This is a genomic window from Marinomonas sp. 63XJN7_9_ISO-PGPR-S23-217 (assembly GCF_056173515.1).
This window is the reverse complement of the sequence record NZ_CM149678.1, coordinates 2,639,805-2,654,555: the sequence shown is the minus strand read 5'-3', so window position 1 is coordinate 2,654,555 and position 14,751 is coordinate 2,639,805. Positions and strand designations below refer to the sequence as shown.

Below are 14,751 nucleotides of genomic sequence, written 5' to 3'. Positions count from 1 at the left end.
GGTCTTAACGTGTCTAAAAAAAATATAACTTGCCTTCTTGTAGGGTTATTACTATCAGCCGTTGCGCAAGCAACTACTGTCTACGTGTCTGACGTTCAATTTGTCGCGATTCGTCAAGGACAAGACAATAATTCGCCCGCCGTTGAGCGCGGTATAAAAAGCGGTACACCTTTACAAGTCTTGGAGAAAAGTAATGGCTACACCAAAGTAAAAACCCCTAGTGGGAATGTAGGCTGGGTGGCGGACTACTTCTTAAGCGACGATCAAGTCACACGAGAGCAAGTGATTCAGCTTCAAGAGCAGCTCACTAAACTATCGCAAAGCAAAGTCGACTTAAACAAGCAATATGACGAAAGCCAGCAAAATGTTGCTGCCCTTACAACACAAGTATCAAACCTTGAAAAGGACAAAGCCCAACTGACGCAGCAACTTGCCTCAATGAAGGCCCTGACCGACAAAGCAAAGACAATTGTTGAGAAAAACGACAATGTCGCTTATCAAATTGATACACTAAAACAACAGTTGGCTGCTGCTAAAGCCCAAGCCAAGGACAAAGGCGATAGCAATCAACAGAAATGGTTTGCCATTGGAGCAGGAACGCTTATTGGTGGCGTACTCATTGGTATTCTCATTCCGTTGACACGTCGCAAAAAAACCAGCTCGGGAACGTGGGTATAACACAAAGTATTATTATCTAAGGGAACCAAATGGAAGCATCCATCGTACACTCCTTCTTTTTGATTTTTGCAGGAGCGGCTGTTGTTGCTTCCATTGCTTTATATACAAGGCAACCCATGATTATTGCCTATATTGCTTTAGGGGCTTTGTTTGGTCGTTATGGGTTTTCTTTAATCACTGAACCAAAACTCATGGACCAAATGAGTCATATAGGGATTATTTTTCTACTCTTTCTTCTTGGCTTGGATATGCAACCTAGCCACCTTATCAACATGCTTAAAAAAGCCGCCTGGATAGCCCTATTAAGCTCCATTGTCTTTGCAGCCGTTGGCTACATGGTGGCCATTGCTTTTGGCTACACGAAAACAGAAAGCCTGATCATTGGCATTGCGATGATGTTCTCAAGTACCATTGTTTGTATCAAACTGCTGCCAACAACGGTGTTACACCACAAGCATACAGGGGAACTGGTTGTCGGATTATTACTCCTGCAAGATATGATTGCCATTGGCGTTTTACTGGAACTAAACAGTTTTGCCGCTGGTGCGGATAACTCAGCGGTGCAGTTTTTAAGACCTCTCATTGCCCTCCCCTTGCTTGTAGGCGGTGCTTTTCTATTCGTAAAGTATATTTTGATAAAATTAATCACTAAATTTGATCGATTCCACGAATATATCTTTTTAGTGTCCATTGGTTGGTGCCTCTCCATGGCCGTATTGGCTGAATCTTTAGGCTTGTCAGCTGAGATGGGGGCCTTCATCGCTGGCGTTGCCCTTGCAACCAGCCCCATATCCCAATACATTGCAACCCATTTAAAACCACTAAGAGACTTTTTCTTAATCCTATTTTTCTTTACCATAGGCGCCAGTTTTGATTTCAGCTTATTAGGAGTAGTGATTGTGCCAGCCTTAATACTGGCCATTAGCTCAATGCTGATCAAACCTGTTGTTTTTCGATTCTTATTGAAAGGCATCAAAGAAGACGCGAGTACGTCTTGGGAAGTGGGCTTTCGCCTAGGCCAAGTCAGTGAGTTTTCGCTGCTTATCGCCTACCTTGCGGCCAATATTGGTTTAATAGGCACAGCGGCCTCAAACGTGATTCAAGCAACGGCAATACTGAGCTTTGCTCTGTCTACTTATGTCGTGATATTGAATTACCCAAATCCCATCGCAATTTCAGATAAATTGCGTCGAGATTAGGCCAGATTTCCATGTCGATTGAAGATTTTCTACAATGCCAAACGCTTTTATTGAAAGGTTTGAAGCTTAGTCTTTCTTTAGTCACATAAAATATAATAGAATAGCGCGAAATACCTGACTGCTAACAAAAAAGTCTTGTATAATATCGCGCAAATTTCGTCCTCAATTATTTAGAGTAATGTAATGGCTGACTTATCAAAATACAGAAACATCGGTATTTTTGCTCACGTTGACGCGGGCAAAACTACTACTACTGAACGTATTCTTAAACTTACCGGTAAAATTCATAAAATCGGTGAAGTTCACGAGGGTGAATCTACTACTGACTTCATGGAACAAGAAGCTGAGCGCGGTATTACCATCCAATCTGCAGCTGTCACTTGTGAGTGGAAAGGTCACCGCCTAAACGTTATCGACACACCTGGACACGTTGACTTTACCGTTGAAGTATACCGTTCCCTTAAAGTACTCGATGGCGGTATCGGTGTGTTCTGCGGTTCTGGCGGTGTTGAGCCTCAATCAGAAACCAACTGGCGCTATGCGAACGAATCCGAAGTATCTCGTTTGATCTTCGTTAACAAACTAGACCGTCTAGGCGCTAGCTTCTACCGCGTTGTAGAACAAGTGAAAAAAGTACTTGGTGCTACTCCTTTGATCATGGTACTTCCAATCGGAACAGAAGATGAATTTTCTGGCGTTGTAGATCTTCTAACTCGTAAAGCTTACGTTTGGGATGAAACTGGACAACCAGAAAACTACGAAATCAAAGATGTTCCAGAAGACATGCTTGATCAAGTGGAAGAATATCGTGAAAAGTTAATCGAAACAGCGGTTGAGCAAGACGACGATCTAATGATGGCGTATATGGAAGGCGAAGAGCCTTCTGTTGAAGACCTTAAGCGCTGCATCCGTAAGGGTACTCGCGACCTTGCTTTCTTCCCAACTTTCTGTGGTTCTGCCTTCAAAAACAAAGGCATGCAACTTCTTCTTGACGCAGTTGTTGATTACCTACCAAGCCCAACTGAAGTTGATCCTCAGGATCTTACTGATGAAGAAGGTAACCCAACGGGTGCGAAAGCAATCGTTGATGCGCAAGAGCCTCTTAAAGCGCTTGCCTTCAAGATCATGGATGACCGTTTTGGTGCCCTAACGTTCGTACGTATCTACTCTGGTATGATCAATAAAGGCGACACTATTCTTAACAGCTTCACTGGTAAGACTGAGCGTGTTGGCCGTATGGTTGAAATGCAAGCAAACGACCGTAACGAGATATCTTCTGCACAAGCAGGTGACATCATTGCGATTGTTGGTATGAAAAACGTACAAACTGGTCACACGCTATGTGATCCTAAACACCCTTGTACTCTTGAAGCAATGGTATTCCCAGAGCCAGTAATCTCTATCTCTGTTACACCAAAAGATAAAGGTGGTAACGAGAAAATGGGTATCGCAATCGGTAAAATGGTTGCAGAAGACCCAACGTTCCGAGTTGAGACTGACCAAGATTCTGGTGAAACTATCCTTAAAGGAATGGGTGAGCTTCACCTAGATATCAAAGTAGATATCTTGAAACGTACTTACGGCGTGGATCTAATTGTTGGTCAACCTCAAGTTGCTTACCGTGAAACGATCACGAAAGAAGTTGAAGATACTTACACTCACAAGAAACAATCAGGTGGTTCTGGTCAGTTCGGTAAAATCGACTACCGCATCAAACCTGGTGAAGTGGGTTCTGGCTTCAAATTCTCTTCTTCTGTTGTGGGCGGTAACGTACCGAAGGAATTCTTCCCAGCAGTTGAGAAAGGCTTTAAGTCTATGATGGATGAAGGCGTCCTAGCAGGCTTCCCAGTTCTAGACGTTGAAGTTGAATTGTTCGACGGTGGCTACCACGCAGTTGACTCTTCTGCAATTGCCTTCGAAATCGCTGCAAAAGGCGCTTTCCGTCAGTCTATGCCTAAAGCTGGCCCACAACTGATCGAGCCTATCATGAAGGTCGACGTGTTCACTCCAGATGATAACGTTGGTGATGTCATTGGTGACTTGAACCGTCGTCGCGGCATGATCAAAGACCAAGAGAAAGGTTTGACTGGCGTTCGCATCAAAGCAGACGTTCCTCTAGCAGAAATGTTTGGTTACATCAGTACTCTACGTACGATGACATCTGGTCGTGGTCAGTTCTCTATGGAGTTCTCACACTACCTACCATGTCCTAACAACGTAGCTGAAACCGTTATCGCTGCTCAAAAAGAAAAGAAAGCTAAAAAAGACTAATCTTTAGCTTTTTGCTGAATTTAAAAAGCCGATGCACTTGCATCGGCTTTTTTATTGACGGCTATTTTTATATAGCATTGGAATTGCAATTACTAAAACACAAAAAAAAAGCCGATACGCTTCGGCATATCGGCTTTACTGATTCTCATATAAAGTAACTCAATCTCAGTATTTAGGCAGATGCTTAACTACTAGAAAGACTCTTGACTAGAAAGGCACTGGATACTCTTTTAGAACAGCCATAATGTCACTCAAGGCTTCTTCAGACAACACCATATCAAACGCCGCCATATCTTCTTTTAATTGCGCTAAAGACGTAGCACCAATGATAGTGGAAGTAACTCCGTCAACCTGATCACACCAAGCCAAAGCCAACTGAGCTGGGGTCATATTATGTTTTGCCGCCACTTCTAAGTATTGAGTAACCGCTTTTTCAACGAATGGTGTATCACGGAAAAGACCATTGCGTTGAGCATAGGTCCAACGACTTCCTTCAGGGCGAGCACCATTTAAATACTTGCCAGTCAATGCACCAGCCGCCAAAGGAGACCATGGTAAATACGCAACATCTTCATGCACACAATTTTCAACTAAATATGGCCAATCTTTTGTATGCAATAGGCTAAACTCATTCTGAATGGAAGCAACACGTGGCAAACTGTGCTTATCACTTAGTCGGATAAACTCATTAATCCCCCATGTGGTATCGTCAGATAAGCCAAAATGACGGATCTTACCAGCTTTAATGCAAGCCTCAAGACCCTGAAGAATGTCGAGCATTTGTATGGACTGCTCATCGCGATCTACATTGGTAAAAGAAATATCCCCTGGGAAATGTTTGGCAAAATGAGGTGTTGTACGATTTGGCCAATGCAGTTGATATAAATCGATATAATCTGTCTGTAAACGCTTTAGAGATGCGTCAACGGCTTCAATCACGGTTTTGCCAGAGATATTGCTCCCACCACGCACATAAGACATACCAGGCCCCGCTATTTTCGTCGCAAGAATAAAGTCTTGACGACGAGACGGGTGACGAGAAAGCCAATTACCGATGATGGTTTCAGTTTTCCCATAAGACTCTTTCGTTGGTGGCACAGAATACATTTCCGCCGTATCCATGAAGTTCACAGCATTATCTAGAGCGTACTCAATTTGCTCATCGGCATCCGCTTGAGTATTTTGCGTGCCCCATGTCATGGTTCCCAAACACACTCTTGACACTTCAAGCCCTGTACGACCAAGCGGTACATATTTCATTGCTTTCTTCCTTATATTTGGTTATACGCATGCAGAACATGCTGGATAAAAATCTCGTTAGCCAATGTAATAAAATTGATTGCTATGCGCCAGTTTCATAAATGAAAACAATAAGGAGCGCTCTACCTTATTACATAAATAAAACGCTCTCATGCAAAATCATCTATCCGCTAATTTTGCTCCGGCAACGTCACATTCAACTCTAACACCGAACAATCATCTGTGTTTTCGAGCTGAATTTGCACGTCTTCATTACCGATCTCAACATACTTACGAATGACATCAATAATTTCCTGCTGCATCTGAGGGAGATAATCAGGTTGATGACGCTTACTGCGTTCATGAGCCACAATGATCTGCAAACGATCCTTTGCAACCGAGGCGGAACTGGGTGTTTTCTTTGCTTTAAAATAATCAAAAATGCCCACATTAGCCCCCTAACAGCCGTTTAAAGAATCCTTTTTTCTGGACATCCAAGAAGCGCAAAGGACGCTCCTCTCCCATTAACCTATCAACCGCATCCGTATAAGCCAGTCCCGCTTCGGATTCTTGATCCAAAATAACAGGCGTACCTTGGTTAGAGGCCTTCAAAACCGCTTCAGACTCAGGGATAACGCCCAACAAAGGAATGGCAAGAATATCTTCCACATCGGTCACACTCAACATTTCCCCAATAGCAACGCGCTCTGGATGGTAACGAGTAAGCAATAAATGCTCTTCAATTGGCTCTTTGCCCTCTTCCGCGCGGCGAGACTTACTCTGTAAAATCCCCAGAATACGATCCGAGTCCCGTACAGAGGAGACTTCAGGGTTCGTTACAACAATCGCTGCATCAGCAAAATACAGGGCCATTTGCGCTCCTTTTTCGATACCTGCAGGCGAATCACAAATAATGTATTCAAACTCTTCAGACAGCTCATCTAATACAGCTTGAACACCTTCTATCGTCAAAGCATCTTTATCTCTAGTTTGAGAAGCAGGTAAAATAAATAAATCTTTAGTGCGTTTGTCTTTTATCAGCGCCTGAGAGAGGGTTGCTTCTTTATTGATCACATTCACAAAGTCATACACGACTCTGCGTTCGCACCCCATGATCAGATCTAGGTTACGTAAACCCACGTCAAAATCGATAATAACCGTTTTATGTCCTTTTAATGCAATGCCAGTCCCTATTGCTGCGCTGGAGGTGGTTTTACCCACTCCCCCCTTGCCTGAGGTGACCACGATGATCTTTGCCAATGCTGTATCCCCCGATCACTCACTCGTGAGTAGATCTAAATATAAATGAAAAATAGTTACTAAAGTGGTGTTATATCTAAGCTATCGTCGATTAATACAACTTGTGCAGGTTCTTTCCAAATAATTTTTCTCAATGCATCACTTAGCATGAAATTACCCGCAATAGAAACCAACTCTGCTTCTAAACTCTTACAAAAAATCCTAGCTTGAGTATCACCTTTTACCCCAGCCAATGCCCTGCCGCGCAGCGCACCATAAACATGAATATTGCCATCCGCTAATACTTCGGCGCCAGCGCTTACTTGGGTGAGAATAATTAAGTCCCCCTCCGCATACACTTGCTGACCAGAGCGAATTGGCTTGGTTATCACCTTGGTTGCTTGAGGCACGAGGCGTTCCTCAACAACGGTTTTAACGACCACATCAGGGCCCGTTTCTTTGGGCGTCGCTTCTGGTACCAAAATGGGACGCGCCTTACTTGCGGGCAACATAGGTATTTTAGCCTGAGAAAACCAGACTGGCTTATTTTCTTGATCACAACGCCAACCAATGACTCCCAGCCCCAGATCTGCTAACGAAATAATCAATGTATCAAAAGCATCAAGGGGTAAATCTTGCTTCAACTTGGAGAGATCAATAATAATAGGTGCCTGATGAAAAAAGTGTGGCACTTGTTCAATCTTTTCTCTTAATTGAGCCACAATACTTTCTAACGACAAGGTTTGAATTTCAAGTAAAATGGTCGTTACAACACTTCCTTTTAATTGGAAGCCTAAGTCTGTCATGCAAACTGTCCTTTTTTTGTGCCCTATAAACGCTCAACAAGATAAGTTTTGTGCTTAGAGACTAGATGAGTTTTTAAAACCCTTATTCTATCAAGCCTGTCGATTAAAGAAAGACATCAAAGATAAGTCTTTGATGTCCGTTAATCTTTATTACACGCTCTATAATAGTGCCTGATTACTCATGCTTTGTACAATAATGAATAGCCCAACAACCCATTGATTTTACTAAAAATTTAAAGCTTATTTACAAGGTTGTTCTAGTACATCTGGGGAAAACTTTTGCATCATAAAAACCCCTGTATCGATAACACTTATCCAGATAAGCAAAGTGATACAAACGCTAGCTCTGCGTATCCTGTATGGCAAATTCCGGCGCTAATCGACTGACCCCCAAACCACTTTGCTTGGTTAGGCGGATTTGCACAGGAATCCGCTCTTTGAGTGCAGAAATATGGCTAATAATGCCAATGGTTTTACCAGAAGACTGCAAGTTATCCAATGCATCCAAAGCAGACTCCAAGGTTTCATTGTCCAATGTGCCAAACCCTTCATCTAAAAACAATGAATCAATACTGGTTTTATGGGAAACCAAGTCAGACAGGGCTAACGCTAAAGCCAAACTCACCAAAAACGATTCACCACCAGATAGGGTTTTGGTATCTCGCGAGGCATTGGCCTGCCAAGTATCCACCACAGCAAGTGCTAACGCCTCTTCAGCTTTGCGCTCTAGCTGATAACGACGATGCAATATAGTAAGGTGCTGATTCGCCAAGTATACAAGGTGGTCCAGCGTTAAACCTTGGGCAAAGCGTCTAAACTTAGCCCCATCGGCCGAGCCGATTAAATAATTCAGCTTATCAAGATAAAGCATACCATCACGGCGCTCTTGCAACTCTTTCTCCGCCTCTTTGGCATCCTCCCGGCGCTGTAACTCCTCCTTGATCTGTTGCGAAACAACGCCCCATTGACGATATAGACGTTGCCGCTCTTGCTCTAACTCAGACACCTGATCAGCAAGTGTGGTTAAATCCACATCAGCTTTTTTCGCCTCTTCTGGCTGAGTGGCTTGCAGTTCTGTTAACTGTTTTTCAGCTCGATTCACCAACACGTCAGCTTTAGAGAGTGTCTCTTTAAGAGTTTGGTAAGTGGCTTTTAATGACGCTATTTCATCTTGCGTCAAACACGCTTCATGCCAAACCGCTTCAGTTTCAAATTCAGCTTGTCGTAAGGTAGCAGACCAATGCGTTTGAGCCGTATCAACCTCGGCTTTTAATATATCAAACGCTTTTGTCAGCGCTTCGACCCTTGCCCTATTCGACGTCAAGACTTGCTGCGCTGTTTGGCATTTCGCTACCAGTGTTTCATGCTGCTGCTTCGCCTCTTCAAACTGAGCCTGAACACTGGTTTTCCACTCATTCAGCTCTTTGCCATCTAGAATTTCCGCAATGTCTTGTTTTATGGATGTGAGTTGCTGATCCAGCACCATGAACTCCTGCTCAACGCTTGCTAACTGTTGAGCCAATTCAGCTTTGCCGTCATTGAGCGTTTTAATCTCAAAGCTTAGCTGTTCCAGTTGCTGATGCTGTTGGTCGTAATGACTTTTCGCAGAGCGCCAATCCTGCATGGCGTGCTGCAGGGCTTCGATACGCTCAGAAACTGGCATTGCCATGAAGGCTTCTGGCAAGTCAACTGCGCGCATCGATTGCTGCAACGCCATATCTCCTTGCTGAAGCGATTCACTCAGCTTAGCAATGTTGTCATTTAACCCTTTAATAGACTGTGCCAATAATAGCCTTTGTGACTCATGCTTAGAGACTTGTTCACGCTCTGCTTGCAACTGCTGATTCAACGTTTGCCATTGAGATTCCAATTGCGTTTTTTCTTGCAACAAAGGTTGTAGCTCAGCAGCAATTTGCTGTTTCGCTTGCCAATCCGCTTGTAACGACGATACAAAAGCACTCACTGCATCATGACTAAATACATCCAAAGCCGCATTCGACGATAACGTCTGACCAAGGGCAATTAACTCGCTTTCTTGCTGGGCTAATTGCTCTGCCAGTTGCGATTGCTGGGCAGTCAGCATATCCAACTCACGCTTAGCGACCTCGTTATCCGTCTTACATTGCTGGCCTTCCTTGGTAAGCATATCGATCTCTTTACGAAGTGCCTCTAATTCTTCCTGGCTCCCTGAGTCCGTCTGATAATGCGCATTTTCAAGCTGATGATGAACTGAACCGCATAAAGGACAAGGATCGTGCTCACCCAATTCGTCACGCAAACGTGTCAAGGCCGTAATCTGACGTTCGGCTTCAACCAGTTTTTCTAGGCTCTTTTGATGACGCATTTTGTCTTTGTAAAAGACTCGCTGCTGCTCCAATTGCTGATGTTGTTCGATTAGATTGCTATTTAACATTGCAAGCTTGCGCTTGAGCTCTTCTTGGGAATAGCGATTGTTCGCAACGGTTTTATGAAGCTGTAAAAAGTAGATAGAATCTTGCTGGCGTAATTGTGCTTGCTGATATGCCTCTTGCCACTGAGCGAGCTCAGTTTGCTCAGTTAACCCCATTATCTGAGCCTGCAACTGCTCTAATCGCTGAGTGATTTGCGTATACTGAGTTTTCTTCTGCTCAAAACTTTGATTGGCTTCAGCAAAAGCCTGCTGCGCCACTTGATGTTTGTTAGTTTTCTCTGCCAGCTCATTTTGCAATTGCACCAACTGCTCTTGAGTATTAGAAAGCGACTGGAGTTGATGGTGCCAGCCAGTCAATTCTGCCTCAATTTTTTCCCCATTGGGCCACTGGTTCAGCTTAGCTAACGCCTCTTCACTGGCTCTGGTTAACGTTTCGAACGCCGTCTGTTTTTGTTGGCTGAGCGTTTCTTGCTGGCGAAGCTTATCTTTATGCTGTTGTACACGCGTTTGTACCGTTTTGTGCTGCTCTGTAAGGCTTTCTTCTTTGGAAAGCAACGGCTGAATTTGGTTAGCAATAATCTCTTTCAACGATTCCCATTGGACGGATTTTTCTTCAAAAACGACTTTGGATTCGCTCTGCTGCTGTTCAAGCGTTTGAAACTGACTTTCGCTCTGGGTTAGCGCCTCTTTTGCTTCTTGCCACTCAACTTCTTGGCTTGTTAAACGCGAGACTAACGCTTGTTTTTTTTCAAATTCAGCCGTTAAGGCATTGGCCTTTTCTGCTAGTTCGAGCTTGTCTAATTCTGGCTGAAAGGCGTCTAATGCTTGTTTGGCTTCAGCATGCCTGTCTTGATAACTTTTAAGTTCCGATGCCGTTTGTTGGAACTTTTGATACCAATCCAGCAGCATTTTTTTCTGCTTATAGAGCGTTTCAGATTGTTGGTCTCTGGCTTTAAAGCCATGTTCCTGATCTTTTAGCGCTGTAAAGGCTTCATCACTTAATAGCTTTCTTTGCGCATTGGCCGACTCCAGCGCTGCAATGGCTTGTTTTTCCTGTTTATGTTTTTCAAACACCCATTTGGAAATATCGCCGTAAATTTCCGTGCCAGTCAGTTCCTCAAGCAATTCTGCTCTGTCGTTGGCTGTAGCATTTAAGAAAGCAGAAAAACCGCCTTGAGCAAGGAGCATGGACTTGGTAAATCGCCCAAAATCTAACCCTGTCAGCTCAGCCACCTTGGCAATTTTTTCATTGATTTTGCTGGTAATAATGGTGCCATCGCGCTCACTTAATTCACAAACAATAGGTTGTAAATTACCATCGCTTAAACCACGGGAACGACGTTGGCTCCAAAAGGCACGATAGCCTTTGCCCTTGATTTCAAATTCCACTTCTGCCAAGCATTCCGCTGTATGACGCGTCATTAACTCATTTTGTGTAGGCGAGACTTTTAAGCGCGGCGTTTCATGATAAAGCGCTAAGCAAATGGCATCCAGCAAGGTCGATTTACCGGATCCGGTGGGACCGACAATGGCAAACACGCCGGCGTCATCGAACGGCGCTTTGGTAAAATCAATCTCCCATTCGCCTTTTAGAGAGTTTAGGTTTTTAAGACGGAGTTTACAAATCTTCATACATCGCTCTCTTTACTTTCTTCCATCTCAACCAAACAGGATTCAAATAATGAGGTAAGCTGCTTCGTCTCTTCCTCATCTAGTGTCATGGCACTGGTTAGGCTTTGTTGAAACACATCCGCCACCGTCAATTCTGACAAGGTTTGGCGCTGTTCAAATGTCGATGAAGCTGACACATCGCTCCGCTTACGCATCACTCTTAACAGTTCGATTGGCCTCTCTTCGATCGCTTCCATCAAACGCTTTTGTACATCACTTAAGTAATCATCTGCCACCACAGTGACTTCCAGCCAAAGGGTTTTGTCTGCTTGAACCTCGATTTCAGAAACCGACTTCAGCACCTCATCCAAACTGCCTTTTAGACTCAACATAGGCTGAAAATTGGGAATGGTCACCAAACGAACAGGGTCCACTGGCTCAGCAAAAAGATCGTCGACAAAACCGTCTTCAGATAATAACTCGCTGTCGATGATGACAAGCGATTTATCTCGACCTAACTCATCAAAGCTCAAAGGAATAGGTGATCCGCTATATCGATAACGACCACTGCTATTGATGGCTTGAGCACGATGAATGTGTCCCAGCGCCAAATAGTCAAAGGCAGGAAACACAGAGGTGGGTAGCGCTTCTAACGTACCCACATATAAATCACGAACCGACTCACTTACTTGCCCGCCCATGGTTGTTAAATGGCCTGTACCAATAATCGGAACAGGCTGCCCCAAGGCTTGATTCTTTTTCTCCGCAAGAGCAAACACATCTTGGTAAAAGTCTGCAATCTGCTGCATCAAACTTTGCTTTTTCTCTTGTTCAGATTGCCCTTGAATACTGGTCATAACATCTCTTGGGCGTAAATACGGCACGGCACATATCCAAGTAGCGATTTCACCCTGTTCATCGAATAAAGGTACAACATGGGAATCAAGAGCATCTGGCGAGGCACTTGCCAAGACGTGAGTGCCAAGATAGGACAGCAAGCTTTTCGATTCATTAAGCATGCTCACTGAATCATGATTCCCCCCCACAATCACCAACTGGCAATTCAATGCTTTTAAATCAAGTACTAGCTGATGGTACATTTCTCGCGCATAGCTCGGTGGTGCACCGGTATCAAATACATCCCCCGCGATAATCATTGCGCCTATGGACTCTTGCTTTATCAAGGCAAGTAGCCACTTAATAAAAGCCTCATGTTCATCTCGACGAGACTTACCCATAAAATGCTGGCCTAAGTGCCAGTCGGACGTGTGTAGTATTTTCATTTAAAAATGGTCCATGATCTTATTCAGTGTGGCAAACGCACGATATGGATTTGATTAGGCCGGATATAAAAGGCACTCAGCAACCGATTCCATTCTTCTTGGGTCAAACCAGCGGCTTGTATAATGATCTCGATACTTGAGGTATTAATGGCATTGAACGCTATAGCCAACTCTTCTTGAAAAAGCGGACTGTTTTCTGACAGAGAATTGTTGGCTGTGAACACAGATCGCCCTAAAAAATTCGCTCCCACTGAGCCCAAAGCCGTTTCCCAATAGGGTGAAAAGCGCTCCGTGGCAGAGTCACAAATCAACCAAACAGATCGGTCAACCAAATCAAGCTCGGTTAATAAACGCCCTTTTCGCTCACCGAGCCGCGTTCTAACAACAAAAGAGTTGGTTTCAGAATTCGTAATAAGTGCCCATTGTGAGGCGTTCACATCGCGCTTTGAGAGTAATAACACCAGTGGTTCGCCAGCAGAGTTTAACGCCATGCATTCTATGGTAGTTTTATTCGCATCTGAAAGTTGCAACTCAACAAAATCCCCAAATGTATCATCGCTGGGCCCAAGCAGTACCAACTCCACCGATGTCTCGTCAAGGAAACGACGCTCTAATACTCGAAATGAATCCTCTTTACTAGGTAAGCGTTTTCTTAATATCAGCGGCTCTGAAACGCTAGACTGACAGGATAAAATCGTCCTATTCGACGTTTCATCATAAAGTGCGCAAGCCCCGCAAACACCCGCCCTACAGCTAAAATTCATATCAACATGATGAGATAAACAGGAGGTTAATAGGTTATCACCCACCTCAGCTTGAAAAGATTGATCATCCACCTGAATGGTGACCGAAGAAGCATCCATAGACATTACCCAACAATGGTTTCAATCTATTATGCCACAGCCAGACAAGCCTGTGATGTCCATAGAGCGAGAAAGGAAAACACCCAATCAAAAAAATGGCCACCTTAAAAGATGACCATTTCTCTAAAAATTCGATAAATCTAGCGATACTAGGTTACCTGTAATGCTCAAACGCCCAACTTACGACAATACGTGTTTAACTTAATCAACCCAGACTCAAGCTCAAATTTTTGAACATTGGGGCTTTTAAACTTGAATGCATTGGATATATGCGCCTTAATCATCGCCGCCATACCTTCAAAACCTTCTGGCACCGATGCCATCATACCGTCCATCATAGAAACAAGAGACTCTTGCTTTTCTTCGATTAGCGACGGATCTTCGTGCACGTCCCGAAGCAACTGAACAAACGTTGAGAAATTGACCTCTTCCATAACTTGCTATCCTTAAGCCTACATAAAACCACATACCCTATGAGTTTTCAGACTTATCAGCAAGCTTAATCTATTTAAGAAATTACTTGTAGAAGTTTTGAGGGATACCTTTAAAACTCAAGAGTCTAAAAATCAAAGCTCAACCACTTCGGTTCCATCAAAAAAACCATCAGGAGCATCTTCTAACTTAACAATTGGCATACTAGAAACATACTTAAAAGAGTTCGTCTTATATGAGATCAACATATTATCATGAGAATTTTCTAATAATATTGCTATTTCATTGCAATCAATAAATTTTTCCATACCTTCTTTCGTTTTTCTAGTAAATACTTTTATCGATTTAATACTCTCACCGATCATACCCATCCATTTATTTTTTTCAGAATACACTGGATGATCATATCCTAATTCTTCACTACCTCTAGCTAAATATATATTTTCTTTAACACCATTATACATATCAAACCAAGTAACAATAGATTCTTTTACATCATCGATAACAAAGCCAATAATATTTTTATTTTCAAGATGGAGGAAAACTTTTCTCCCTGTATAAGAGAACAAATCCTCATTTCTCACATCCTGTCTCTTTTGATATCTAAACATCCCAAATTCATTATATGGCTTAGTAATATTAACAATTCGATTATTTTTTAAATTTTCAACTATCAACTCATTTAAAGTTATTCCAGTCAAAAAGCTTTCCATAATTACC

General features: G+C 43.2%; 12 protein-coding genes. 3 read left to right on the top strand and 9 right to left on the bottom strand.

Going from position 1 to position 14,751, the window contains the following annotated elements:
* Positions 1–9: 9 nt before the first annotated feature.
* From AC0VYI_RS12365 to fusA, 3 genes are all read left to right on the top strand, one after another.
* Positions 10–678 (top strand): TIGR04211 family SH3 domain-containing protein, encoded by a 669-nt coding sequence (locus tag AC0VYI_RS12365; RefSeq protein ID WP_475449675.1) that lies wholly within the window; start codon positions 10–12, stop codon positions 676–678.
* Positions 679–707: 29 nt separating this feature from the next.
* Entirely contained in the window at positions 708–1,877 is a 1,170-nt protein-coding gene (locus AC0VYI_RS12360; protein WP_199476427.1) for a cation:proton antiporter domain-containing protein, read from the top strand.
* Between the two features lie 183 nt (positions 1,878–2,060).
* Positions 2,061–4,148 (top strand): elongation factor G, encoded by a 2,088-nt coding sequence (gene fusA / locus AC0VYI_RS12355; protein WP_199476428.1) that lies wholly within the window; start codon positions 2,061–2,063, stop codon positions 4,146–4,148.
* A 207-nt stretch (positions 4,149–4,355) separates the two neighbouring features.
* Here the strand turns inward: fusA and AC0VYI_RS12350 are convergent, their stop codons facing one another.
* From AC0VYI_RS12350 to AC0VYI_RS12310, 9 genes are all read right to left on the bottom strand, one after another.
* The gene (locus AC0VYI_RS12350; protein ID WP_475449673.1) at positions 4,356–5,408 is read right to left on the bottom strand and encodes an aldo/keto reductase; all 1,053 of its coding nucleotides are present in this window, start codon (positions 5,406–5,408) and stop codon (positions 4,356–4,358) included.
* A gap of 170 nt (positions 5,409–5,578) precedes the next feature.
* Positions 5,579–5,836, bottom strand: a complete 258-nt coding sequence (gene minE, locus AC0VYI_RS12345; protein ID WP_199476430.1) for a cell division topological specificity factor MinE — start codon at positions 5,834–5,836, stop codon at positions 5,579–5,581.
* Position 5,837: 1 nt separating this feature from the next.
* Complete coding sequence (gene minD, locus AC0VYI_RS12340; RefSeq protein ID WP_199476431.1) at positions 5,838–6,647, bottom strand: septum site-determining protein MinD; 810 nt, start codon at positions 6,645–6,647, stop codon at positions 5,838–5,840.
* Between the two features lie 59 nt (positions 6,648–6,706).
* Entirely contained in the window at positions 6,707–7,432 is a 726-nt protein-coding gene (gene minC, locus AC0VYI_RS12335; RefSeq protein WP_475449671.1) for a septum site-determining protein MinC, read from the bottom strand.
* A gap of 340 nt (positions 7,433–7,772) precedes the next feature.
* Positions 7,773–11,474, bottom strand: a complete 3,702-nt coding sequence (locus AC0VYI_RS12330; protein ID WP_475449669.1) for an AAA family ATPase — start codon at positions 11,472–11,474, stop codon at positions 7,773–7,775.
* Entirely contained in the window at positions 11,471–12,736 is a 1,266-nt protein-coding gene (sbcD, locus tag AC0VYI_RS12325) for an exonuclease subunit SbcD (protein ID WP_475449667.1), read from the bottom strand. Before sbcD ends, AC0VYI_RS12330 begins: the two co-directional genes overlap by 4 nt.
* Before the next feature lie 23 nt (positions 12,737–12,759).
* A complete protein-coding gene (locus tag AC0VYI_RS12320) occupies positions 12,760–13,599 on the bottom strand; it encodes a 2Fe-2S iron-sulfur cluster-binding protein (protein WP_475449666.1) in 840 nt (279 codons plus the stop codon).
* Positions 13,600–13,766: 167 nt separating this feature from the next.
* Complete coding sequence (locus tag AC0VYI_RS12315; RefSeq protein ID WP_475449664.1) at positions 13,767–14,033, bottom strand: hypothetical protein; 267 nt, start codon at positions 14,031–14,033, stop codon at positions 13,767–13,769.
* Between the two features lie 132 nt (positions 14,034–14,165).
* Positions 14,166–14,744, bottom strand: coding sequence for a hypothetical protein (locus tag AC0VYI_RS12310; protein ID WP_475449662.1), 579 nt, complete (start codon positions 14,742–14,744; stop codon positions 14,166–14,168).
* Positions 14,745–14,751 lie beyond the last annotated feature (7 nt).